We start from the raw sequence: 25,463 nt of genomic DNA on the forward strand, positions 1-25,463 counted from the left end.
CTTACATGAACATTCTGTAAGGTTAGTGGCCCATTCCCTGCAACTGCCTCCTTCGATTGCGTCCTTCGTAAGAAATAAGGAGACAGAAAATGGCAAGTTTGCCCGCAACGCGTCCCATGATCGGGACGGATGAAGACGATACACTTGTCGGCACCCGGCATTCGGACGTCATGTCCGGTCGCTTTGGGGATGACGTGATGTCCGGCAACAACGGAAATGACGAAGTCTGGGGTGGCACCGGGGACGATATCCTCTACGGCAACAACGGCAACGACATCCTCTACGGCTCCGGTGGACCAGACCTAGTCGAGGTCACCGGCATTGAGATCGTGGATGATCATCCGGTGTCTGTCGTGTTCGAAGGTGAAACAGCCGGCTATCGAAACACTTTCGGCGACTACAAGATCCAAGAAGATGGACTGATCACAGACGTCGAGATTTTGTGGCCGAACGCCTCGTTGCAAGGAAGCGGCGGCAATTTGATTCAAGGCGAAAGCCGGGAATACCTGGATGTCCAGGCCGGTGACACGCTCGGTTTCTTTATCATCTCTAATGGCTACAGCCTGAACGGTGGCTATCAGGGCCTGGATCTGGACGTTCGGCAGGAAGGCGAAAACGCCCCCCAACTGATGTTCAAGGATGCGGATGGCAATCAAGCCACCATCCATAGTGACGGACCACGGCTGTATCATATCGCGGCGGACGGCACTGAAACGATGATCCGCACCAACCCGTATCACACAGCGGCTTTTGGCGAGACCGTTGATCTGAACCCGGATGGCATTCTGCACACCACTGGCGTCCTGAAAGCCGATGCCGGAACAATCACGCTCGGGTTTGAAGATCTTTACAACGGCGGCGACCGGGACTTTGACGACAGCGTCTTCACCGTGGATATCGGGGTGCAAAACGCGCTGGTCCTCAATGCGCATTATCAGCAGGACGACAGCGGCACCGATCCGGACCCAAGTCATGAAGGTGTCGGCAGCCAGGTTGTCGAAATCGAACGGTCTGACAACGACATCCTTGTCGGCGGCGACGGTTCCGACGAGTTGCACGGCCGGTCCGGCAACGACGATCTGTCCGGCAACAATGGCCATGACGATCTGCACGGCGGGTCCGGGGACGATAACCTCAGGGGCAACTCGGGAGAGGATGATCTTTATGGCAACTCCGGCAACGACATTTTGAATGGAGGCAACCACAACGACAAACTGAACGGCAACAATGGCAACGATGCCCTGTATGGGGAAGCCGGCAACGATGAGATGATCGGCGGTACCGGTGATGACATGCTCGACGGTGGTAACGGCGATGACAGCCTCATTGGCGGTTCGGGCGTCGACAACCTCAGCGGCGGCTACGGCAATGACGAACTCAAAGGCGGTGCTGGCGACGACACGCTCGACGGCGGCAATGATGACGACGTTCTGGTTGGCGGCTCCGGCGCTGACACGATGATCGGCGGTTACGGCAATGATGATCTGAAAGGTGGTGCAGACAACGACACCATGGATGGTGGCCATGGAGATGACAGTCTCATTGGTGGCTCAGGTGATGACATCATGACCGGAGGTGCTGGCGCGGATGTACTGAAAGGCGGCTCCGGCAACGACGAACTGAGTGGTGGCAGCCATAACGACGAACTGTATGGCGGTCATGGGGACGATACGTTCTATGGCGATGCCGGCAACGACATGATGCATGGCGGCCGGGGCAACGACACCGTTGATTACTCCGCCTTTGATGTGGATCTATCCATATCCCTTCACAACAAGAAGGCTCATGGTCTTGAGATCGGCACCGATACAATCAAGTTCATCGACAACATCGTCTCTGGTGGCGGAGATGATATCCTGAAGGGCTCGAGAGACGCCAACGTGATCGAAGCCGGTGCCGGTGACGACACCATCCGCTCCCTCCAGGGCGCTGACACACTCACAGGCGGCGAAGGCAGCGATACGTTTGTCTACCGGTCCTATGACCTGTCAGGTGGCACCGACACGATCACGGATTTCCTGATCGGCACTGACAAGATCGACCTGAGCCAGATGCTCCACTCTTTGATCTCCTATGTCACCGAAGCCGTGAATAGCGAGGATGGTGAAGGCAGCGGCGGTTCAAGCGAGCCAGGCACGACGACCATCGACTATTCAGCCGCGCTTGCGCGCCTGGACGTCGATGTGGCTGGTGAAGACTTGACCCTCCTGATCGACCGTCAGGGCAACGATGCCTATCAGGAGGTCTGCAAGCTGATCGGTGTCGGTAATCAGACAGTGTCGGCCCTGCACGACAACGACTGCTTCATCCTCTAAGCAACTTAAAAGACCGGGTCGCGTTTTGAGAAAAACGCGGCCCTTATTGTTTTTGGTCCAGTACGGTTTTTGCAAATTCGGAAGCGCCAAAGGACCGCGCTCAAGTTTCCAAGGTTCCCATTTTGCAAATCTCGGCTTTCCTCCCAAAGTGAACTTCAATTTTTACGTATATTTTTCAATTAGTTAATTCATATCTCCAAAATAAACATCGCCTCTGATCGTCCCCCCAACAGTTTGGCATCTTCCTTGCGAACAGATGGGTGTTGTTGAGATCAAAGGTTGCAAAAGTGGACATCATTCATGAAAGGCCCAGCCAAAGGCTGCACTACAGGGTAACAGCGCCGATGCGCGTCACCCTTGGTGATCAGACTTTTGACGCTGCGGATTGGGGGCTCGGCGGTTGCCGGATCTCCGGCCTTTCTGCGCCGCTTCCTGAGGTCGGATCGGAGCACACTCTCTTGTGCACCCTGCCGTTCCAGGGCTTCAACATCACCTTGAAGGCCAGCGCTGAAGTCGTCCGTTCGAGTGAAGACACCAAAGAGGTCGCTTTCCGCTTCGTGGACCTTGGTGAGCGGGAAACGGCTTTGATGCAACACTTTGTCGAGGATCTCGTCCGCGGCAAGATGACAGACGTTACCGACACGATTGTTCGCATCGATACGCCGGTCACGCCGGTGCCGACCAAACCGGACCCAAACCCTGCACAGGAGATCCCTGTCCGCCGCTGGCCGATCAAGCAGATCGTCATGACGCTCTTCTATTTCGTCCTTGGCATTGGCGTCTTCGGGTATGTCGGGATTTACATTTTCGCAACGCTCTTCCGCCTGGAAATCTCGACCGCAGTCGTCAGTGCTGAACGCTATGAGGTCACGGCCCCGGCAACCGGACGGCTTACAGGTCTGAACCTGCGCACCGGTGATATTGCAGCTTCTGGAGTTCCTATTGCCTTCATCGAGAACGACGCTCTGATTTCCGAAATCCGGAAAGCTGAAACCGCGCTTATGCAGGCGCAGGTGGAGCTCTCCGAGCACAAGCTTTACCTGCAAGTCGAAGCCGACCGCGAAAATGGCTACAGCCTCGTTGCGGCGAATGATCTGCGCCAGGCGCGCGCAGAAACGGTCACACTGGACCTTGCAGTCGAGACCGCACGTGACCGTCTAGACAGATATGAAACCCTTTTTGAACAGGGCTATCTGAAGCGGGATGTGCTCGCCACGGCACAGCTTGAGCTGGCCACAGCCAAGAGCGCACTTGAAAAACACATCATTCACGTTGCCGAGTTGGAAAAATTGGGCGCTGAAGGCGGAAATTTTGGCATCTTGAACGGCGACAAGTTCAGCGGATTGAAGTCCGAACGCATTGCCGAAGTGGCGCGCTGGCAGCAGGAAGTCGACTACCGCAAGAAACTGTTGGAAGAGCTGCGCGCTCAACCGGACATGATGCCGGTGACGCTGGGCTCCAATGCCGCTGTTGTGGATGTAATTGCAGCCGATGGTCAAACGCTTAAAGCCGGTGCCCCGCTTGTGGTTCTGGAGGAAAGCGACCACCGGGTTATCACAGCGTTCCTGACCCAGGAAGAAATCACTCAGGTCCGCAAAGACAGCCCGGCCCGCATTTATGTGCCGGCAGAAGACCGCTGGATCGAAGCAACAGTGGACATGATCAGCCGCACAGACGGGTTCATTGATGAGACCACACAAATGCACCGGTTCCGCGCACCGGATGCGCGCTCTGCGAAAATTGACTTGATCGCAAAAGACGGCGCCCTTCCCCAATCCGGAACACCGGTCACCGTCTACTTTGAGCGGTACCGCGCAAACAAGGTCTTGCGGCTGATCTCAGGCTACATCGGAGACGCGACATGAGCCGGTCCCTGCAACAGGACTTCAATGTCGACGAGATCACCCATCAACCGAAGGGCTTGGCAAAGTGGACACCGTTTGCCCTGTTCCAGATCAGCCTTTATTTCGGCCTCTGCTTTGTTGGGTTGACCACCTTTGAGAACGTCTTCTTCAGCCCGGCGACGAAACAGATCACCTTTGTCATCGGGATCCTCGGCATCTGGCGTTATGGCTGGTGGTTCACTCACGCCGTACGGGCGTGGATTTACGGCAAGTTTGTCTACCCGTCCATGCGGGATGCCGGGAAGAAAGTGTGGGATGACGGCTGGCGCCCCCGCCACCTCCACTTCATGATGACCACCTACAAGGAACACCGGGATATCACGGAAAAGGTGATCCGATCGATCTGCCGCGAAATCCGGGACGCCGGTGTTCCGGGTACGATCTGGCTCGGCTCCGGCGACCGGTTTGACGAGGATCTCATTTCCAATCTTCTTGCCCGGGAATGGTCCGACCTTGATGTGACCCTTCATGTCGTCCGGCAGAACCAGCCAGGCAAGCGTTTGGCAATTGGCCTTGTACTGCGCGCCATGAGCCGGGGTGACGTGGAAGACGACGACCTGATCATCTTCATGGACGGCGACTTCATTCTGGCCAAAAACGCTGTCGGTGCATGCCTGCCACTTTTCAAGCTCTACCCAGATCTGCAGGCCTGCACGACAGATGAGGAAGTGCTTTGCATTGGCCCACGCTGGATTGCCAACTGGCTAACCATGCGCTTTGCGCAGCGCCGGCTGGCCATGCAATCCCACTCCCTCTCCGGCCGGGTTCTGACCCTGACGGGACGGATGTCCGTTTTTCGGGCGAACCATCTGACAAAGCTCAAGTTCATTCGCCTTCTGGAGGCAGATCATCTCGAGCATTGGCTGTGGGGGAAGTTCCGTTTCCTGTCGGGCGACGACAAGAGCACCTGGTATTACATGCTCCAATCCGGCTGCCGCATGCTCTATGTGCCCGATGCCATGGGCTACACGGTTGAAGTCATTGAAGGCTCCGGCATGGACCGGATGGTACAGAACTTCCGCCGCTGGTCTGGCAATATGCTGCGCAATGGCTCTCGCGCCCTGGCATTGGGGCCGGGCCGGATGCCGTTCTTTATCTGGTGGTGCCTCCTGGACCAGCGCGTTTCCATGTGGACCATGCTGGTGAGCCCAGTGCTCGCGGTCTGCACCACGTTTCTCTATGACCCCTACTACATCTTCGGATATGTGGTCTTCATCTGCATAACCCGGATGCTGCTGTCGCTGTTTCTCTATCGCTACGCCCGCAAAGTGGACCTCAGCTATCCGTTCATTCTATACTTCAACCAGCTGATCAACGCATCGGTGAAAGTCTATTGCATCTTCCGCCTGTCAAAACAACGCTGGTCCAACCGCGGCGACCAGCGCGCAGGTGAAGGCGACGGACTGCTCGCCACCCTGCAGAACCTCATGGCGAGTTATCTCACCCTTCTTTACGTGACGATGCTGTTTGTCGGTGTCTGCCTGATGGCCGGCCTGATCGAACCGCCGAGTGGTCTCATGATCGCCCACGTTCTCGGACTGCCGGCCTGATTGGCCGGCTTTTTCAATTTGCAAAACCGCTCTTACACAATTGGTAAGTCGTACCTGTTTCCAAAAATGCAAATTCCTCACAAGTATGTGTTTTTGTTGATTTTATAATTCAATAACCGAATTGGCCCAGCTCTTGAAAGGATCCAGCCAAATGGATCAAACGAGGGCCACAGCTATGAAGCTGAAACCGAAACTCTACACTGCTGCATTGACCCTGACCGCGTGCCTCGCTCTGGCTCCGGTTGCATTCAACGGTGTCGTTGACGCTTACAACCACAACCAGATCGTCGATCTCGGTCTCGACAAAACGGAAATCAGCGTCAAGGCGCACTACCCGCTTTACAAGATGATCGAGTATCCGCGCATCAAGGCGCCGACGGTTGTTCTTGGAGACAGCCGCGCCCGTGCACTTCAGGACAAGTACTGGCAGGAACTCGGACGCGACGATGTCTACAATTTCGCCTATGGCGGCGCGACCGTTTTTGAGATTTTCGACACCTTCCAGTATCTGAAGGAAAACGCAGAACTGGAAACGTTGATCGTCAGCCTTCCGCTTCGGTCCATGGATGCCCGGTTCAAGGGCGGCATGAACCGCGTACCGGAAGCGATCTCACTCGCAAATGATCCATTCGGCTATTACACGAACTGGTTTGTTGCCAAGATCGGTTGGGCGCTTTTGCAGGACCGTTACCCGCAGGTCTTCGAAGCGGTCGAGAAGTTTGCGCTGTCCCCCATTTCGGAAGCGAAGGCCGCTGAACTCAGCAGTCTTGAAACGCTCTCCGTCGACGCGCTGCTAGACCCTGCCCTATGCGACGAGTGCACCCTGCAGACCCCGAACGGCACTCTGATCCTGCCGGCTGTTTATCACGGCCGCGGGCTTGGTCTGGGCCACTGGGCGCGCTACTGGCCGGATATCGCGCTTGACCGCGACCTGCCCTCTCTCTTCGCCAAACAGGTTGGCACCAATGGCGCAGCTGACTGGCGGCGGTTCAAGCAATCAGAAGATCTGTGGGCGATGGTCGAAGAGATTGCCGCCTGGTGCGACGAAAACGATGTCGAACTCATCTTCTTCATTCCGCCGACGATCTCCGAGATGCAGCAACGCATCAATGACTTCGGACTTGCTGCCGCAAACCACAAATTCCGTGATCGGCTTTCAAAACTTGCGCCCGTCGTGGACATGGATTTCGACACGGGTTTCACCCGGGATCTGAAGAATTTCACCGACGCCTATCACTTCGGCTCCAACCCGGCCCGCAAAATTGTCGGCGAACTGCTGCAAGTCATCGATAGCGACAAGGAACACGTCAAAACGGCGATGGATCGCCGGGCCGATCTCGCTTGCCCGGTGCGTGCGGACGACATCACCCAAACCCATAACGAAGGCACCCTTCAACTGATCGAGGGCGCATCCTGCAGAATCTGGAGGCAAACCAATGGCTAAGGCGAACAAGACCCTGGAAGAAGCCCTGATTTGCGTAACCGGTTTTGTGATTGGCGCCATTGCCGCCTCAAGCTTCACCGCGATGCCTGAAACCACTGCTGTGGAACCAAACCGCATTGATTGGCTGTTTGATCATGCTGAGCCCATGTACCGGCGAACGTCGACCGAAGGGGATCAGCCGAGCTTTGAAATGGAGTTGCTGAAATGACCCGCAAGCCATTGAACCGAAACATTCTAAAAGCAGCCTTTGTCGCTGCGATCATCGGTGGGGCCGGCGCTGTCGCCCTCTCCGGCGATGCGGTTCGCCCGGCAGCAAAGGCCGAGCGGATCGATCCCACGATCGAGGAAATGATCAAACAGGCCCGCGGCCTTCAGAAAGTCGGCCGCTGGGAAGCTGCCGCCGATCTCCTGACACAGCTTGCCAGCGATGGTCATCCGGTTGCTCTTTACCACCTGGGCCGGGCCTACAAGAACGGCTGGGGCGTTGACGCGGACCTCGACCAGGCACGCCTGATCTTCATGGAAGCCGTGCGCTACTCCTTCGCTTATCGCGGCGAGACGGCTTATGAGCTGGGACGGCTGTTCCAGCGCTCGTCCGGCGAACGGTGTGCGGAAATCGCCCTGCAGTGGTTCCACAAGGCCCTCGGCTGGGATTACCCGAAAGCACACGTTCAACTCGCAAAACACTATGAGCGCGGCATCGGCACAGAGCGGGATCTGACCCTCGCCTTTCATCATTACGAGAAAGCTGCGATTGCCGGATATCCATCGTCAACCATCAACTACGCCCGGATCCTTTTGAACGGCCGTTACGGCTCTACACCCAACCCGGAACAGGCTTTGTTTTGGGCTGAGCGCGCCATTGCCGGTCTTGAAAAGAAAGCCCGCGACGGTTCTGCAAGCTCAGCCAAAACGCTGGGCCGGCTCTACCGGGACGGCGAGTTCATGACAGCGGACCGGGCCCTTGCCCGCGACTGGTTCCTGCGCTCTGCGGACCTCGGTGATGCCGGTGCCATGCACGATCTGGCGCTGATGATGCTGGCGACCTCCGACGATAAGGGCTCCGTACAGGAAGCTCTGAAGTGGCTCCGCCTTGCCGCTAAAGCAGAACACGGCGGTGCCCTCACCGGCCTTGCCCGCCTGCATCTGAAGGAAAAACATGGCCTCGATGCCGATGCAGCTGTCGAGCTCCTGGAGCGCGGAGTGGCTGCCGGCCACCCGGGTGCCATGGAAGAGCTTGGCCGCCTTTATGCAAAAGGCAAGCTTGTCGAGCAGGACCGGACCAAGGCGTTCGAACTTGCCCGGAAAGGTGCCGACCGTGGCCACCAGGGCAGCGCTACTCTGCTCGAAGAGCTTCAGAAAACCGACGAAGCAAATCTCACCATTCTTCTGCGGAGCACTCCGCAAGACACCAGCAACAAGGAGGGCTGAGTCATGGTTTTCAGTTCCCTGGAATTCATCTACCTGTTCCTGCCGCCGGTCTTTATCGGTTACCTCGTGCTCCGTCACTGGGGCTGGGAAAACGGCATTATCTGGTGGCTCACCATTGCCTCGCTGGTGTTCTACGCTTGGTGGACCCCGGTCTATCTGCCCCTTCTTTTGGGTTCTGTCGTGATCAACTACGGTTTTCACCGGGTGCTCCGGCAGGTCCGGGACAAGTTCATCCTGATCGCGGGCATCGTCTTCAATCTCGCTCTGATTGCCGTGTTCAAATATGCCGACTTCTTTATCGGCAACGCGAATCTGATTGCCGGCGCGGATATCCCGATGCTGAACCTGGTCCTGCCTCTGGCGATCTCGTTCTTCACCTTCCAGCAGATCTCGTTCCTGATCGACACCTACAAGGGCGATATCATCAAGTGCGACTTCGGCCGCTACATGCTGTTCGTGGTGTTCTTCCCGCAGCTGATCGCCGGTCCGATCGTGATGCAGAAGGAAACCATTCCGCAGTTCAAGCTGCCGGTGTTCCGCAACAAGCTCGTCCTGAACCTTGCGGTTGGCAGCACCCTGTTTGCCATCGGCCTCTTCAAGAAGATCGTGCTGGCGGACGGCATCGCACCGTATGCCAACCAGGTCTTCTCCCTTGCCGAGACCACAAATGGTGTTCCGCTGGAAGCTGCCTGGATCGGAGCACTTGCTTACACTTTCCAGCTCTACTTCGACTTTTCCGGCTACTGCGACATGGCACTCGGCCTGGCCCGCCTGTTCGGCATCCGCCTGCCCGTCAACTTTAACTCGCCCTACAAGGCAACCAGCATCTCCGACTTCTGGCGCCGCTGGCACATCACCCTGTCGCACTTCCTCAGGGACTATCTCTACATCCCTCTGGGGGGCAACCGCAGTGGTCCGATCCGCCGCTACTCCAACCTCATGATCACCATGCTTCTTGGCGGTCTGTGGCATGGGGCAAGCTGGACCTTCGTCTTCTGGGGCGGTTTGCACGGTGCCTATCTGGCGATCAACCACGGTTGGGATGCCCTGTCCAAGAATGGCTATGTGCCCAATGTCCTGCCCCGTCCGGTTGGTAACCTCCTGAGCCGCGGCATAACGCTCCTTGCCGTCGTCGTTGCCTGGGTGTTCTTCCGCGCCGAAAGCTTCACCGGCGCAAGCAACATCATCCACGGCATGACCGGCTTCTCCACCGTCTATGAGCCGAAGCTCTGGGAAGGCGCCCTGACCGGCACCATGCAGGTCTGGGCCATGATGATTGCTCTTGCAGCCATTGTCTTCCTTCTGCCGAACGCCATCGAGTTCACCGAGAAGTACAACCCGGTGCTCGGATTGAAGAAGCTGGTTGCACAGCGCCGCTCGGAAGGGTTCCTGCCGGTGCGCTGGCAGCCAACCACAGGCTGGGCCCTTGGTGTCTCGGTCCTGTTCGGACTTGCGCTGATCCAGACCTACCGGCTCGCAGAAATGACCGAGTTCATCTACTTCAACTTCTGACCGGAGACAGCTGATGCGCTCGCTCTTTCTGACACTTGCCTTCTCAACGGCCCTTTGTGCCGGAACACCAACACCTTGGGCCGCACCGGAAGGTGCGGCTCAAAACTCCCTTCTGGTTCTCCCTGCTCAAGGTCTCGAAGTCGACCTGACCAGCGGAGAAGTCACCCGCAAGGGCGTGACCGAACAGTGCCTTGAAACCGTATCTATGGCCGGGTCCAACCTTCTGGTTGTCGCGAAGAACCCTGGCGATGACAAACCGACCGTCTCGGTGGATGGCATGATCCGGGAGCTCGGCGGCCCTGATCAGGATGGCGCGCGCCTCGGCACCATTCGCCTCGCCCGCGATGGATCATTGGTCCACATGCGCACCTGGAAGACCGGCGACAAGCATACAGAGCTGCTTCAGGACGGCGTGGTTCGGCTATCGTTCAAGCGCGGCACACTCGCGAAACTGTTACGCTTTACTGAAGACCAGGCGCTTTTGCTGGTCACCCGGCAAGGCAAACCGGCGCAGCTCGTTCGCCACAAACGCGGCGCGGACGGCCGTATATCAAGAGAGCCGGAGGTCCTGCTCGACTTTGCCAGTTGCACGCCTGACCGTGTCGTGATCCGAGGCGATATCCTCTGGGCCCGTATGGCGTGTAGAGACACCGAATCCGCTGGGATCTATCGGGTAGACCTGACGAACGGATCCATTGAAGCCCCGGTCATGGCGGATGAAACCACGAACTTCATTACGCTTCCACGCCCCGACCGGCCAGACGGCGAAGCCGTTCTGACGGTCTCGGGTTCTCCTGCCGGTATGAATTTCTACTATGCAGCGACCGGCCTGCTTGCCGCGCAGACCGGCGAGGTGCGTGCCTGCTCGTCGGATGCGGAAGGCCTGCAGAGCTGGAACCAGAGCTACCGGCTGCGCGCCCTCGCCGCTCTTTACGAAAAAACCGGCGATCCTGTTTTTGCGGCGCTTGCCCGCAAGTCGATCCGTCTCACTCTCGCCGCCCAGGACGGCGTCAACGGGCGTACGACAGACCAAAATCCTGCCTGCGGCTGGAGTTCTACGATCTACGCGACAGACACGAACGATCGAATGACCCTGATGATCAATCAGGCGATGATTGCCAACAGCCTTGCAAAAGCATGCGAAATCCTTGGCGAAGGATGCACGGAGGTTCTGGCAGACAGGATTACCGAAACTCACGCATGCCTCGCGGATACATACGAGCCGGATTTCGATGCTACCGCCGGGCTCTACCGAATAAACAAGGACATCGATTTCAGGTTCAAGGGCAGCATTGCTCCCTGGAACTGGCAAGTCTCCATGGCCGGTTTACTGAAAGACCTGCCCGATCCTGCCCTGAAAACCCGGAGTGCATCCATTCTGGAAGGCTTTTATGACGAATGGAGTGCAGATGAAAATGGCGCCCTGTTCCGCTACTGGCCAACATCTGCCTTAGAAGACCGTGATGGCTCACCGTCCAAACGCGCCGGGGAACGTTACGAAGATACAGGACACGCCGGGATCTCACTGCTGAGTGCAGCCGAATTCCCTGATCTGATGACCGGTAACCATCTTGCCGCGCTCAAAAGCCGGGAAGACTTCCTGCTCACTTTCGGCGCCGAAACCCCACGCGATCTTGATGGAGCAGGACCGGTCGGGCCCCGATGGTTCCCTGCAGGCGGTTGGTCCTCCGTACCGTCCGAAGCGTTCAAGAAACGATTTGCGGGCCCCGTCCCCGGCGTTCAGTCGGCCGACACGGTCTTTGCCTATGCAAACCTCTTTGATCCTGATGCGGAATTCCAGCTCACGCTCAAAGTTCACAGTTGCAAAGACAGCTGCAAGCCGCACCGCACCTATACCTACAAAAGCTGGCAGGCCTTCATGCAGGATAATCCGTTCTACAAATTGCAGCCGGGGTGAGGCCCGACTGCAACCAAGACCTGAATCTTCCGTTCTTTCCATAAAGCGAAATTTTACATCCTATGGCCAAACTACCTTCAGGAAGCAGCCGAAGTGTTTTGAATTCGCAAAACGCACCAGCCAGGGACAAATCCATGCGGAAGTGGATATCTGATGTTGCGCAGGACGCCACTTTCTGGCTCGTCCTTGTGTTCATATGTGCATCTGCAATTTCGGCTTACGTCATCGCAGTCGACTTCGGCCAAAAGGCGAGAACAGCGGATCTTTCCGCAGCCGCCCAAGCGCAGAACGAACTGCTGACTGCGACCCGCTCTTTTTATTCGCGCGAAGTGGTCGACAAGCTTTACTCCTCCCAAGATGTCACCGTCAGTCATGATTATCATGGGAACGAGCTGACAATTCCAGCTCCCGTCTCCATGACGTTGGCGCTGGAAAATGAACTGGCGCTTCTTGGCGCCAAAAGCCGGATCAGGATGTTGTCCAATCATCCCTGGCCATGGCGCGATGGCCGGGAAATCGATGATTTCGAGCGTGAAGCTCTGGCTGCCTTGGCCGAGAACCCGGAACAGCCGTTTCAACGGCTTGAACAGCGCGAGGATGGTAACGTTTTTCGCAGCGCCACTGCCGTTCGTATGGAAGGCAGCTGTGTCGCCTGCCACAACACGCATCCAGAGTCTCCCAAGACTGACTGGGAAATTGGCGACCTTCGCGGTATTCAGGAAGTCGTACTCCCGGCGAGCGCGCTTTACGGCGGCAGCCTAACATCAATCAACAGCCTGATCGTGATGCTCGGCATCGCTTTTCTGGCGGCAGCTACGCTGACTTTTGTGCTTTCGTCTCAGCGCCAAAAAGCTCTGACACGTGTGCATGATCTTGCCGATGCGGAGCGGGAAAAAAACGCCGCCCTTGAAGCGGCCATCATCCGCGCTGAAACCGGCGAAGCGCAAGTCAACGCTGTTCTTGAAACGATGCTGGATGGAGTTGTGACGTTGTCTCCGTCCGGCGATCTCTTGAGTGCCAATCCGGCGGCGTTGCAAATGTTCGGTGTTCAATCATTTGAAGATCTGTCCGGCAAACGGATTTGCGACATCTTTCCAGACGAAGATGCGCATGTCCTGCCATTCGCGTGCTGCTCGGGAAAGTCGGCGCCTCTTGAAACAGACAAGAACCGGTTTGAAGTCACAGGACGCCGCTTTGACGGAAGCCTCTATCCTGTTGAATTGTCTCTTTCCAAAACCATCGTCGAGGGTCAGGACACCTACACCGCAATCTTGCGCGACCTCACCGAGCAAAAAGCAGCGGCTGCGAAATTGCAACAAGTAGAAACCCGCCTCGTAGATGCCATTGAATCCCTACCGGACGGCTTTGTTCTCTATGACGCCGAAGACCGGCTGGTTCTGTGCAACAGCAAGTACAAGGAGTTCTACAGCAGCAGCGCTGATCTGATCCGGCCCGGCCGAACGTTCGAAGAAATCATCCGGGAAGGCGCCCAACGTGGCCAATACCAGGTTACCGGGGACGCGTTGGAGGACTGGGTCGAACTCCGGATGGAGAACCACCGAAATCCCGGCGCTCCAATGGAACAGCATCTGGATGACGGCCGTTGGCTCCGGGTCATTGAATCACGCACCAGCGAAGGCGGTATGGTCGGTTTCCGTGTCGACATCACGGAACTTAAGAAACGCGAACAAGAACTGGTCAGCAGTCAAGGGCTGTTGCGCAATGTGGTCTCCGCCTCCTTCGATGGCATCATCGTCATGGATGGAAGCGGAACAGTTCTCGACTTCAGTCCGGCCGCAGAAGAAGTATTTGGCTGGTCGGCGGTTGAACTCGTTGGGCGGAAGATGTCCGACTACATCATTCCCGAAAAATACCGCGCCATGCACGATGCCGGTCTGGAGAAATTCCTGAAAACCGGGGAAGGACCGGTTCTCGGAAAGCGGATCGAGATCGAGGGCCTGCACCGCGAAGGGCACGAGATCATCGTGGAACTCGCAATCCGCCACACGCGCGGTGAGAAGGGACCACTCTTCCTGGGCTATGTCCGAGACATCACGGAACGCAAAGCCGCTGAAGAAGCCCTTCGGGTAGCCAAGGAAAAGGCGGAAGCCGCGAACGAGGCCAAGGCCCAATTCCTCGCCATGATGAGCCACGAAATCCGCACCCCAATGAACGGGGTGTTGGGTATCTTGAGCTTGCTCCGGGATACCGATCTTGACCCCGTCCAAAAAGCATACGTGAAAACAGCCCGCGAATCGGGCCGCTCCTTGCTGGAACTCATCAACGATATTTTGGACTTCTCCAAACTTGAAGCAGGACGGACCGAGCTCGAAAAAGCTCCGTTCCGGCTTAAGACCGTCGTCAAGAGCATTGCCGACTTGTTCATGCCGATTGCCCAGGAAAAGGGGCTGACAATTGACCTGAACTATCCGGCTGACGTGCCGCAAGTCGTAAGCGGCGATGCGGGCCGGTTGCGGCAAGTGTTGCTGAACCTCGTGTCCAATGCGGTTAAGTTCACCGAAATCGGATCAATCGATATCAGCGTTTCCCTCGACGAGGACGATCCGGTTCAGCCGGTGTTCCGTTTCACCGTCAAGGATACGGGCATTGGCATCGCAAAAGATAAGCACCAGACACTGTTTGGAGATTTCGTCACCATCGACACGAGCTACACCAAAAAACAAGGTGGCACGGGGCTTGGGCTGGCCATCAGCAAACGGCTCTCCAGCTTGATGGACGGGGAGATCCACGTCGAGAGCCTGCCTGGCGCGGGCAGCACCTTCCATTTCTGCGTTCCTCTTGAGCGCGCTGACGATGCTATCGAATTGCCCGAACCTGAAGTCGCGATGCTGGAAGAGCACATTCCAGACGGCTTAACTGTCTTGGTCGCTGAAGACAACGCGACCAATCAGATCGTGGTCTCTCACGCGCTGGAACGTGCCGGCTGTGACATCGATATTGCCAACAACGGCAAGGAAGCGGTCATCGCGGCCCAGAACCGCGATTATGACTGCATCTTGATGGATATTTCGATGCCTGAAATGGATGGCTTGGAAGCTGCGCAACACATTCAGAACGGGCAGCGGAACGCAAAGACGCCGATCATTGCCCTCACCGCTTATGCCTTGCGCGGTGATAGAGAACGGTTCCTGGCAGCCGGCATGTCCGATTTCCTGTCAAAGCCTGTAGAGAAACAGGATCTTCTGGCGTGCATTGCCCGCAATGTCCGTCATCATGCTCCCAAGCTGGATCATGCCGCACCGCAGGCTACGTCTCAGGAACTCGGCGAAGCCCGCACCCTCCTCGCGGATATGCCACCGGAGTTACAGGAAAAGCTTCTGAACCAGTTTAAGGCCGACACCCGAGAGAAAAGCGAATCGGCACGCCTTGCGGCTCAAACGCATGATTTCACACAGCTGGAACGCGCAACGCATGCCTTGAAGAGTGTTGCGGGAACCTTTGGCGCGACGCGATTGACCACGATTGCAGCGGAAATCAACACTCTGGTCCGCGAAGAAAAAACAGCCGCAGCCCTTACACGGGTGGACGAACTCCAATCAATAAGTGACGATACGTTAGCAGATGTGAAAGCTTTGGCGGGCGAGATGGGGATCAACCTGACCTCTGATCCATAAAAGCTCCGCAAGACTTTGAGGGAATTGATTTGAAAGTTCTGATTGTCGAAGACACGCTGTCTCTTGCCACCGTTTATGAGCACCATCTTTCCCGTGCCGGGATAGAGACGACCCATGTGGAGACCGGTCAGGCGGCCCTTTCCAAGATCCGCAAGGGTGGCATCAGCGTCGTTCTTCTCGATCTGCAATTGCCCGACATGAATGGCCTTGAAGTCCTGGCGACCGTTCGGGAGGAACAGTTGCCGGTTACTGTCGTGGTTGTAACCAGTTCCGGATCTATCAAGACCGCGGTCGACGCCATGCAGGCCGGCGCCTACGACTTCATCGTCAAACCTGTTGCCGAAGAGCGCCTGATCACAACGACCCGCAACGCGCTGGAGCGTGAAACCCTTACGGAGGTCGTTGCAGAGGTTAGAAAACCGTCCGGCGGAAAGGCCAATCACGGCTTTGTCGGCTCGTCCCTGCCCATGACCGCTGTCTACAAAATGATCGAAAGCGTCGCCCGGTCGAATGCGTCTGTTTTCATCACGGGGGAAAGCGGCACCGGCAAGGAGGTCTGCGCAGAAGCCATCCATAAATCCAGCCCGCGCGCCAAAAAGCCGTTTGTTCCGCTCAACTGTGCAGCCATTCCGAAAGACCTGATTGAATCTGAGATTTTCGGCCATGTAAAAGGCGCCTTTACGGGGGCGACGGGGGATCGGGATGGTGCGGCTGCACGGGCCGATGGCGGCACCCTTTTCCTCGACGAGATTTGTGAACTGGAACTGAGCCTGCAGGCCAAACTGCTGCGTTTTCTGCAAAGCGGCACAGTCCAGAAAGTCGGCAGCGACAAGCTAACCAAAGTCGACGTACGCATCGTCTGCGCTACCAACCGGGATCCGCAGGAAGAGGTCGAAGCTGGCCGCTTCCGCGAAGACCTCTATTACCGCCTTCACGTCCTGCCCATCGGACTGCCCCCCTTACGCGCTCGCGGTGCCGATATCTTGGAACTTGCCCGGCATTTTCTAACCAAGTTCGGCAGCGAAGAAGGCAAGACATTTGAAGGTTTTTCAGTGGAAGCCGAAGAGCTTTTGATGCGTCATCCCTGGCCGGGCAATGTCAGGGAAATGCAAAACACAATTCGCAACCTGGTTGTTCTGAATGAAGGCCCGATCGTCGAGGTGGACATGCTGGCGACCCTACAGGGGCGCCAGCCCTCTGCGCCCAAACCCGCACAAACGGTTCCACTCAGCGTGCCTCAGGCAGCAAGCCCGGCTTCAACGGTCGTCAGCGACACGGGCGATGTTTGGCCGCAGATTACACTGTCCCTTGGTCAACCCTTCGAAACGCTAGAACGCAGCATCATCGAGGCGACCATTGACGCGTGCGGCGGAAGTCTGCCGAAAACCGCACGTGTTCTCCAGGTCAGTCCCTCAACCCTTTACCGCAAGAAGGAAATCTGGGCAGCCCAAGATGGGGACGACACCGGTGTTGCCGGCTCGGAACCGGACGAGGACGATATGGCTGTAAATTCCTGACAGCCTTTGCAGACAGCCAACTTTCTATTTCTTTTAGGCACCACTCGCCCTGATCATGGTTTCGGCAATCCCGACCGCGGCTGCGTGGGATGTAATTGGCAGAGCGCCGTTCAAAAGGTCTTGTTGAACCCGTTTTCGGGACCGCAGCCTGAGTTGCATTTCCTCCAGATCGCCAGGACATGGATCACTGAGCTGGATGACATGGCGGGCGACAAAGATATGTCCGAGCGCGACCCGTTGGTTTCCGTGAAGCACCAGGGCCGGTCCTGCGGTCCAGCGGCCACCGCCATAGCCCGTTTCTTCCAGAAGCTCCCGGCGGGCAGCAAACTCAGGGTTCTCACCCGGATCAATTTGCCCGCCCGGGAGTGTCAGACACACATGTCCGACACCATGCTTGTATTGCTCCAGAAGCAGAACTTCATCTTTCTCCGTTACAGCATAGACTGTCGCATAGGTCGGCAGGTCTATCTGATAATAGTCTTCCACACGGGTGTGGTCAGGCAACTCGACGGTCTGTCGAAGGACTTTCAGACGATCTCCGGCTTCAAAAACCTTTTCACTGCCCAAAAGCGTCCAGGTCGTTTGGTCCAGGGGGGCGATTGGCAATCCCATCTCACGCCTCGACCAGTTCGCCGGCCCGCTCATTTACGGCGGCTTCTTGTTGCGTGAGGCGGCGGAACTCGTAGCTTAGCAGCTGACTGACATCGCCCGGCCCTTTGATTGTCGAGAGCACGTCCGCACTGCCAAAAGCGTTGCAGAGCGGATTGGCGTAGGAACCGGCGGCTTGCGGTGTCACATAGCCGATCAGGCGTGCATTCTTGTGCCGCTTCAGCAGATGGCTGACCACGAGAGCGGATGAAAACGTCCGCGGGACGATCATCAGGCTTGTGTCGGTGTCCCGGTAAACATCGTGATCCGGAAAACGCGCTTTGAACTCGTGGGTAATGGTCGCGAGCTCAGAATGCTCTTCCTCCCACGCGGCATAGTCTTTCATCTGACGGAGCGTTGATTGATAACCCGCGATGCAAAGCCGCAAAGACGCGGAGCCACTCTCCAGCATTGGCGCTTGTTTGTCCGGGTACGTGCTTTTCTGAACGACCTTGACCATGAACTCATAGAGATCGTCGGAAAACTCATGCTCATGCTGCACGACGAGATCTTCACCGACCCAGAGTTCCGTGCCTCCGGCTGCGAACAGACCGGCACATGCAGCGCGGACCGATGCCGGGATACGGGTCATCATGTCCGTGATGCTGGTGTTGGACAGAATGTAGCATGCGCGTTTGCGCGCAAATGCGCTCAAGTACCGCGCGAAATCCAGATCCATCTGACCTTTCGGGCTTGGCACGAGCGCATCAAGATCGAACAGATAGACGTCATTTACCGGGACCGGGTCCTTCCAGCCAATGGGGCCGGTGACTTGTCCGACTGGGGCGAATACCGCTTGTGGAAACATGACAGCCTCTCCTTTGCGAGAATTTTGGTTGCAGACAGCTTTGCAACAGGCTTGCCAAATGGAGCGGCCGGGTAGGATCTGGTAATTTCTTTCATAAATACATACACTTAACTAATATATTAAACTACAAGATGACGTATGTGCCAATTAGCATTTCTGATTTCCGGAAGCCTTTCTTCTGAATTCGCGAAATCCGAACTGTTGTTTGTTACGAAATTTGGAGCGTCCAAAAATCCAGCTGTGAGGCTTTATAATATAAGCCGTGTTTCATCGGCTTTTGGTTTGAGAAATTCGCGGTACTGACCGCACACTTACGTATTTCCGAAAACCCGAATTATATTTGCCCGAATTTGAATTTTTGTTTTCAAAATCGAAAGGCCAACAGGCCCGCAGATTTTGTGTATTTTTCATATATCACTGTTTTTACTACTCTTTCTCATGCCAATTCAATTTGGCACGGCGCTTGTAACTGTTGTCCCAGGACCATCACACTGGGAGCAGTGAAATGAAAATGCATGTAGGAAAATTTGAAGCCGTTCAAACACTCGACGCTTTTGACTGGCGCCTCATTGAAACCAAAAACACCATCAGTGTCATCGGCCTGGGATATGTTGGAGCCGTCTCCCTCGCCTGCCTGAGCTCGCTTGGCCACAAGGTCATCGGCGCCGACATTGATGCCAAGAAAGTCGATTCCATCTCCTGGGGCCAGAGCCCGATCGTTGAAGACCAACTCGGCGACTTGCTGACCGCGGGTGTTAACGACGAGCTGCTGACAGCCACGACCGATGTTGCGCAAGCGGTCATGGACTCAGACGTCACGTTCGTCTCCGTTGGCACCCCGACCAGCGAAGACGGCGGCTGCGACACGCGCGCCATTAAAGCGGTTGCCCGGTCTATCGGCACTGCGATCGCGGCCAAGGACGCCTTCCACGTCGTCGTTCTGCGCTGCTCCGTTCCTCCGGGAACGACGCTCGAGATCATGACCCCGATCATCGAAGAAGTGTCTGGCAAGCGGGCCGGCCGGGACTTCGGCGTGTGTTTCAATCCGGAGTTTTTGCGGGAAGGCACGGCTGTTGCCGATTTCCATGCACCGCCAAAAACAGTCATCGGCGTCACGGATGAGCGCACTGCGAACATCATGAAAAAAATCTATGTACCAGTTGATGACAACCCGATTGTCACCTCTGTCGATGTCGCCGAGCTGGTAAAATATGTCGACAATGTCTGGCATGCGACGAAGGTGAGCTTTGCCAACGAAGTTGGCCGCCTGTGCAAGCCGATGGGGATCGACAGTCACAAGGTCATGGACATTTTTGTTCAGGATACGAAGCTGAACCTGTCGCCTTACTACCTGAAGCCTGGCTTTGCTTTTGGCGGCTCTTGCCTGCCGAAGGAAGTCCGCGCCGTTTCGCACCTTGCAGAACAGCTGAACGTTAATGTTCCGCTCATCGACTCACTGATCCCGACCAACGACCAGCAAGTCGAAGAGGCGATCGAAATGGTCCGCAAGACCGGTGCCAAGAAAGCCGCCATCCTGGGCGTTGCATTCAAGCCGGGTACGGACGACTTGCGCGAAAGCCCGGTTCTGGAAGTGATTGCGGCCCTGCGCGCTGAAGGCGTGGAGGTCACCGCTTACGACCCGGCCATCGTGCCTGGTCCGCATATCGCACAACAGTTTGAATATATGCAGCACGCTTCGCCGCATCTCAAAGCTGTTGTCGATGCCTTGCCCGACTTCCTGAAACAGACCCCGGAAGAGGCCGTCGCGGACGCTGATGCCATCATCGTCTCGCAAAACGGTCCGGCCATTCGGAGTGTGATGAGATCCAAAAAGGAAGACGCGGCAGTGGTGGATTTGGTCCGCCTGCACGCTGAACCGCCGGCATGCTCCCGCTATGCGGGGATCGGCTGGTAGGACCATCCACTCCCGTCCGCTCCCTCCCGTGGCCCCATCTTAAGAGATGGGAGGGGGCGGACACCCCAATTAAGTCAGGAACCAGTCACCGGCGCTGGCTCGAAGAAGAAATAGTCGTATTAGGTAAACTATTCTGCTTTCACATAGTATTGGCAGCGATCTCAATTAAAACCTTGCGTCGCACTATCGGAGCTAGGTGGGATATCCGGCGTTTCTTCTAGTTCACCAGGCATAGGGCGTTTCTTTGCATTTGGGCCGAAGAAAGCATCAGTGATTTCCTTGATTTTCCCGGTATCGAGCATGTCCCGTAGAACGCGCGTTACGCTTGGTACCAAATGGCCGTTTTTTGAATGCAGATAATGGAAAAAATCGACCTGCCCCAAGGAGCCGCCAACAGCTTCGATGCATCCGCGATCGTCGTGATTGGAATAGATGTCCAAGGCAATCTGAGGACCTACCACAGCGTCCAATCGATCCAGTTTGAGCATTCCGAAAAGCTCTTGAAACGTGTCTCCCAACCAAACATCGTCATACCCCTCAGTGTATTTCGATAGTAGCCGAGCCCCGTTTATCCGGCCCCAACGTTTTTGTGTGACGGAATTGCCATCTAACAAGTCGGGGTTGCAGGAAAATATCCTGATATCGATCTGCAAGATTGGTACGTCGATCCGCGTCAGAAACGGAAACTCCTGATCAAACAGTTTTGGCCCGGCGATGATGCCATCTACCTCATTGGAAGATGCGGTAAGGATATTTCGGGACCGAGCCATGGGCAGTTTGGTGATTGAAATGCCCAACTGATCATATGCGCTTTCAACGATGCGAACGGCCAGCGCAACCGGTGCAGCGTTCTGGGCCATGGAGAACGTCAATGTGTCCTGCGCTTGCGATGACGGTACATACCAATTCGATAGGCACACGAAAATTATCAACGTTTTGAGCCATACCCGCATAAAACTCACTGGACCCGAACCATTTCAAAACAGCAACAGACATGAATATAACGCCACGTTTGACGTTAGCAATTGTAATATTATACAAAAATTCTCATATATTTCTTGATACACTAGTATATTCTAAATATTTTCTGCAAATGAATCAACTATTCAACGTTTTTCACACTACTAAATCCTGATTTATCGTGTTTTAACGGATTCAATCAGTTGACGAATACCGGTCTTGAGGTTCTTCGCCCTCAAGATCAGCATTTCCAACTTCTGGACAGTCTCCCGCGCACCAACTTCGCCGTACCAGAAAAAATGGTTCCCGGGGACCCGTGCGTTTAGGGCTCCTGACGTGGCATAAGATATGCGGTCCATCAGGCTTTGCCATGCTGCCGGACTAATGTCTTCGGATTTGGACAGCGCTGGCAGTACCAGATTGCGATAAAGATGCTGGACCTGATAGAGCCCCCAATTGCCCCGGTCGGTCAAAGCATGATCGTTGTCCAGCACCTTGTTGCCGGAAATCGTGACTACAAACGGGAAGTCCGTCACTTTCAAGCCGCCGGTGTCGGCCAGTGACCACTCAAGATCTTCAACGAATTTTCCGTTTTCGAAGCGGGAGGCGATCATGATCGCATTCAGCTCGACCGGGATGTCGCCCAAAACATCTGCTTCGAAGGTCGGCCATGGCATGATTTCGTGGCCGTTCATTTGGTCCTGTGCGACCACATATTTCTTGAACAAGTCATAGAACTGCGGCGCTTTCGACAATCCGTTTGGGGCCTTCGAAATCGCACCCGGTGCGGCCAGCAGAAGGGGGATCGGCGGCGTAGAGGCGATGGAAACGTAGTGGCTCATATCAAGACCTGCGGCTTGCGACGCCTCGTAGACCGATTGCGCAATCTGCCCACCAGCGCTCCAACCCAGTACGATCACTTCGCCTGAAAGCTGATGTTGATCGACATAGTGTTTTGCAACAGCCGCGACCTGTTTGCCCCAATCCCGAATGGAAAAGGCTGGATAGACTTTTGAATAGACCTTGTTGCCGGTTGGATATGAGGCTCCAAGGAAGGAATAGCCTTGCTCGTTAAGCCAGTGAGCCAAAAAATCCCTTTCGTTCCCGCCCGGATACCCGTAGGCGACCCGCGCAAGATGAAAGCCACCCGGCACAAAGATCACCAAGGGTTTTTCGGGATCTCCGGACTTGAAATAACTCAAAGCCTCGATCCCATTGGTTAGAAGCATTTCTTCGCCGGGAAAGAGTTGCGATTGATCGGGGGCAATCTCCACGGTCCAGGTGTCGCTGGATTGAGCAGAGGAGGTGACAAACAGAACGAGAAACCCGCACAGAATTCCAAACGCTTTCATTTTGGTTCTTCCCGCTTTCAGAGTTGCGTTTTCACCTGAAGCATGAGGCCGCGCGCAGCCCCAGCCAACCAAGGCCTCTTTTCCATCAGCCTAAGTTTTTCTTCCCCCAATCCGGGCCACGATGAAACCGATAATCCTGTCGGCGAATGTCAGTGCAACAAATACGGCCAGTAGCCCCACAAAAAACCGCATGTCTGTCAGAAGGGTTCCTCTGGCATAGGTGCGGGCACCAATGTTTGCGTAGATCCAAGTGTAATAAGCTGCAGCAGTTACAGCGCCGGTTAGAACCAGAGCAATCACGATCGTTTGTACAGCCGGACGATTGGAATTGTCGCTCATTTCAAGATCCTCGCCGTTGAAAGATCTGCCTTGAAAACCAACAGATCGTCCAGACGTTCGACGTCGCCTTCCACTTCGATGTAAAGCGCAAGCAGACCCTGGATCTCATCGCCCAAGAGATTGCCGTCCTTGTCTGCCATCAGGAAAAAACTGCGGCCCTCGACCGGACCGGTAGAGACAAAGACCGGCGGGATACCTCCGGTGATGCAGAGATCAGCACAGGCCTTGTGGGCAAGCCCCTGCCCCGGCCGCATGGCACCGGCATAGCATTTGCCGTCGCAGATCTCTCCGGCGAGTTTCCAGCGCCCCAATGGCACGGCGTCGCTTGGAGTGAAGTTGCCCGCGCCATCTTCCGTTGCCTCCACGTTGCCGACCTGGATCATGGTGAGATCACCCCGGTTGACAGGAACGCCGCGCAAGGTGACCGGCGTCCCTGCATTTGCTTCCGCTTGACCGAATACGCCGCGTTTTCCCTGACCGGACAGCATATAGGTCCGCGGTCCGCTCTCCTCGTCGCCAGGCACCCGGAATACCGGATAGGGCCTCAGTTCCAGCATTCCGGCCTGTTCAAAGCGGTTCCCCCATTGAAATCCGCCATTGCCCGGATCGTTCTGCGTTGAGGAAAGTGCCAGGGCGGCCAGCCCCATGCCACCCACAAAACAAAGCGAAAAGACCAGTGCGAACACGGCTAGCGGTTTTGGAACGGCGTTCAGATAGCCAACGAAAAAAGGCGCATCCTTGGTTTGTTTCCAGCTCATGCGCCCTCTCCCAGTCTGACCGGTTCAACATGAGTTCCGGGCGGTAAGGCCTTCGGATCCAAGAGCACCGTTGATCCAATCAATTTCAGCCGGTAGGTCGAAATCTTCTCGGTAAATGGTTCCGGAGCGCGCCCGTCAGCGAGGTTGTACTGATACCCATGCCACGGGCAGGTAATGCAGCCCCACAGGACCTTTCCCTCCCCGAGCGGCCCGTTCTGGTGAGCACAGGCATTGGTGATCGCCGACAGCTTGCCGTCATACTTGAAGATAGCAACACGCTCGTCGTCATCCAGCGTCACCACCTTGGCGCAATCCTCATCGATCTCATCTACTTCGCCGGCAACGACCCAGCCTGCGTTCTGCAGCGAGGCCTTGGCCGTTGCCTCGCCACGCTCGCGCGCTGCTTCCATCCGCCCGGTCGCAAAGTGGAGACCGCAAACCAGCACAACGCTCGCCGTGACCAGACTTGTCAGTATCGGATCCCCGGGGCCTTGAAGCGCGCCCAGCGCCACATGCAGCACGACAAAAGCGTACGCGATATAAATCGACATGTGCAGCGCTTTCCACAGTGGGGCTCCGAGAAAGCTCAGCCAGAAATCGTGGCTGGTGGCGGCGAGAACGAACAAGATCAGCAGCGCCCCAATGCCCAGCGCCTCGAAGGGAAAGCCGAGGATCTGGCCGTAACTGGTGTTGGACGACAGCAACGCGACGTATTTGTCCGTTGGCGAGAAATTATAATACCAACCAAGCACATAATTGGCATGGACAGCGGCAATCCCTGCTGTCAGCACACCGAAGTGCCGCCGATTATAAAGAAGCGGCAGGAAGCGCCGATCGAGCCGGGCGAGCGGTCCGATACACAGGATGACGGTGAGCATCAAGAACGCGCAGCTGCCAAAGGCGCGCATGCGCAACGTCGCCCCGTCAATCGGTTTGGTGACATCCTCAAATGCCGGGGCATAGCGGATAAAGACGTAAAGGTAGAGAGCGACCGCGATCAGCAGAACGGCGTCATAAACCAGCTTGTTCCTGTTCCAAAGAACCGGGGTGTATTGAACACTCATTGGTTCCCCTCCCCGGTTGCCGCCGCATTTGCGGGCGCTTCTATCAGGATTGCCGGCCGATCCGCTGGCGGGGTTTGCCGCAAGGCAAGAACGGTGAAGAAAGCCAGAGGCAGTGCGATACCCAGCACTGTCCAAATCCGGGCGTGAGCGGTTCGGTGGGCCCGTTTCATGGTTTGTGCCCCTTCGTTCTTTCCAGAACCGCCCAGCGGTAAAGCACCAGCGGCCAAATGAGGCAGATACCGGGGATCAAGAGCGGGCGGAAGGCATAGGACCCGTTGGCCGATGGCTCTATCCGGTCAATGCCAATCACCAAGAACAAAGCCGTAACGATCCCACCTGCATAGAGATAATAGCGGCCCAGTTCGATCAGAAATTCTGCTGTCTGCAATGCTC

The 25,463-nt window shown here is 56.2% G+C and carries 20 protein-coding genes; 11 read left to right on the forward strand and 9 right to left on the reverse strand.

Annotated features, from left to right (window positions below):
- The first annotated feature begins 89 nt into the window (after positions 1–89).
- The 10 genes from SADFL11_RS06665 (at position 90) to SADFL11_RS06710 (ending at position 17,226) form a co-directional block, all read left to right on the forward strand.
- The gene (locus tag SADFL11_RS06665; RefSeq protein ID WP_134852930.1) at positions 90–2,315 is read left to right on the forward strand and encodes a DUF4114 domain-containing protein; all 2,226 of its coding nucleotides are present in this window, start codon (positions 90–92) and stop codon (positions 2,313–2,315) included.
- 287 nt (positions 2,316–2,602) lie between these two features.
- Positions 2,603–4,180, forward strand: coding sequence for a PilZ domain-containing protein (locus tag SADFL11_RS06670; RefSeq protein ID WP_228198248.1), 1,578 nt, complete (start codon positions 2,603–2,605; stop codon positions 4,178–4,180).
- Positions 4,177–5,769 carry a glycosyltransferase gene (locus tag SADFL11_RS06675; protein WP_008191446.1) on the forward strand — a complete coding sequence of 531 codons (1,593 nt, stop codon included), beginning with the start codon at positions 4,177–4,179 and terminating at the stop codon, positions 5,767–5,769. Before SADFL11_RS06670 ends, SADFL11_RS06675 begins: the two co-directional genes overlap by 4 nt.
- 151 nt (positions 5,770–5,920) lie before the next feature.
- Positions 5,921–7,213 (forward strand): hypothetical protein, encoded by a 1,293-nt coding sequence (locus SADFL11_RS06680; protein ID WP_040451976.1) that lies wholly within the window; start codon positions 5,921–5,923, stop codon positions 7,211–7,213.
- Positions 7,206–7,421 (forward strand): hypothetical protein, encoded by a 216-nt coding sequence (locus SADFL11_RS06685; RefSeq protein ID WP_040451974.1) that lies wholly within the window; start codon positions 7,206–7,208, stop codon positions 7,419–7,421. Before SADFL11_RS06680 ends, SADFL11_RS06685 begins: the two co-directional genes overlap by 8 nt.
- Positions 7,418–8,644, forward strand: a complete 1,227-nt coding sequence (locus SADFL11_RS06690; RefSeq protein WP_008191517.1) for an SEL1-like repeat protein — start codon at positions 7,418–7,420, stop codon at positions 8,642–8,644. The genes SADFL11_RS06685 and SADFL11_RS06690 overlap by 4 nt, the downstream gene beginning before the upstream one ends.
- 3 nt (positions 8,645–8,647) lie before the next feature.
- The gene (locus tag SADFL11_RS06695; protein WP_008195013.1) at positions 8,648–10,156 is read left to right on the forward strand and encodes an MBOAT family O-acyltransferase; all 1,509 of its coding nucleotides are present in this window, start codon (positions 8,648–8,650) and stop codon (positions 10,154–10,156) included.
- 13 nt (positions 10,157–10,169) lie between these two features.
- Positions 10,170–12,074, forward strand: coding sequence for a hypothetical protein (locus SADFL11_RS06700; protein ID WP_008195409.1), 1,905 nt, complete (start codon positions 10,170–10,172; stop codon positions 12,072–12,074).
- A 134-nt stretch (positions 12,075–12,208) separates the two neighbouring features.
- A complete protein-coding gene (locus tag SADFL11_RS06705; protein ID WP_040451972.1) occupies positions 12,209–15,709 on the forward strand; it encodes a PAS domain S-box protein in 3,501 nt (1,166 codons plus the stop codon).
- 29 nt (positions 15,710–15,738) lie between these two features.
- Positions 15,739–17,226 (forward strand): sigma-54-dependent transcriptional regulator, encoded by a 1,488-nt coding sequence (locus SADFL11_RS06710; RefSeq protein ID WP_008193864.1) that lies wholly within the window; start codon positions 15,739–15,741, stop codon positions 17,224–17,226.
- Between the two features lie 33 nt (positions 17,227–17,259).
- On the opposite strand, the gene SADFL11_RS06715 is transcribed toward SADFL11_RS06710, so the two are convergent.
- Together SADFL11_RS06715 and SADFL11_RS06720 are read right to left on the reverse strand one after the other, a co-directional pair.
- Positions 17,260–17,838, reverse strand: a complete 579-nt coding sequence (locus SADFL11_RS06715) for an NUDIX hydrolase (RefSeq protein ID WP_008194638.1) — start codon at positions 17,836–17,838, stop codon at positions 17,260–17,262.
- Position 17,839: 1 nt separating this feature from the next.
- Positions 17,840–18,682, reverse strand: a complete 843-nt coding sequence (locus SADFL11_RS06720) for a hypothetical protein (RefSeq protein ID WP_008191410.1) — start codon at positions 18,680–18,682, stop codon at positions 17,840–17,842.
- A 505-nt stretch (positions 18,683–19,187) separates the two neighbouring features.
- Here SADFL11_RS06720 and SADFL11_RS06725 point away from each other — a divergent pair.
- Positions 19,188–20,597, forward strand: coding sequence for a nucleotide sugar dehydrogenase (locus SADFL11_RS06725; RefSeq protein WP_008194422.1), 1,410 nt, complete (start codon positions 19,188–19,190; stop codon positions 20,595–20,597).
- A 161-nt stretch (positions 20,598–20,758) separates the two neighbouring features.
- On the opposite strand, the gene SADFL11_RS06730 is transcribed toward SADFL11_RS06725, so the two are convergent.
- The 7 genes from SADFL11_RS06730 to SADFL11_RS06755 form a co-directional block, all read right to left on the reverse strand.
- Complete coding sequence (locus SADFL11_RS06730; protein ID WP_040451970.1) at positions 20,759–21,457, reverse strand: type 2 periplasmic-binding domain-containing protein; 699 nt, start codon at positions 21,455–21,457, stop codon at positions 20,759–20,761.
- A 276-nt stretch (positions 21,458–21,733) separates the two neighbouring features.
- Positions 21,734–22,909 (reverse strand): lipase family protein, encoded by a 1,176-nt coding sequence (locus tag SADFL11_RS06735; RefSeq protein WP_134852932.1) that lies wholly within the window; start codon positions 22,907–22,909, stop codon positions 21,734–21,736.
- A 90-nt stretch (positions 22,910–22,999) separates the two neighbouring features.
- Positions 23,000–23,248 (reverse strand): hypothetical protein, encoded by a 249-nt coding sequence (locus tag SADFL11_RS06740; RefSeq protein ID WP_008193329.1) that lies wholly within the window; start codon positions 23,246–23,248, stop codon positions 23,000–23,002.
- A complete protein-coding gene (locus tag SADFL11_RS06745; RefSeq protein ID WP_040451968.1) occupies positions 23,245–24,006 on the reverse strand; it encodes a hypothetical protein in 762 nt (253 codons plus the stop codon). The genes SADFL11_RS06740 and SADFL11_RS06745 overlap by 4 nt, the downstream gene beginning before the upstream one ends.
- The gene (locus tag SADFL11_RS06750; RefSeq protein WP_008193536.1) at positions 24,003–25,070 is read right to left on the reverse strand and encodes a Rieske 2Fe-2S domain-containing protein; all 1,068 of its coding nucleotides are present in this window, start codon (positions 25,068–25,070) and stop codon (positions 24,003–24,005) included. The genes SADFL11_RS06745 and SADFL11_RS06750 overlap by 4 nt, the downstream gene beginning before the upstream one ends.
- On the reverse strand, positions 25,067–25,240 hold the full coding sequence (locus tag SADFL11_RS25225; protein WP_167578962.1) for a hypothetical protein: 174 nt from the start codon (positions 25,238–25,240) through the stop codon (positions 25,067–25,069). Before SADFL11_RS25225 ends, SADFL11_RS06750 begins: the two co-directional genes overlap by 4 nt.
- Positions 25,237–25,458: a hypothetical protein gene (locus SADFL11_RS06755; RefSeq protein WP_008192024.1), complete on the reverse strand. Its 222-nt coding sequence runs from the start codon at positions 25,456–25,458 to the stop codon at positions 25,237–25,239. The genes SADFL11_RS25225 and SADFL11_RS06755 overlap by 4 nt, the downstream gene beginning before the upstream one ends.
- Positions 25,459–25,463 lie beyond the last annotated feature (5 nt).

The organism is Roseibium alexandrii DFL-11 (assembly GCF_000158095.2).
In the GTDB taxonomy this organism is placed as follows: domain Bacteria; phylum Pseudomonadota; class Alphaproteobacteria; order Rhizobiales; family Stappiaceae; genus Roseibium; species Roseibium alexandrii.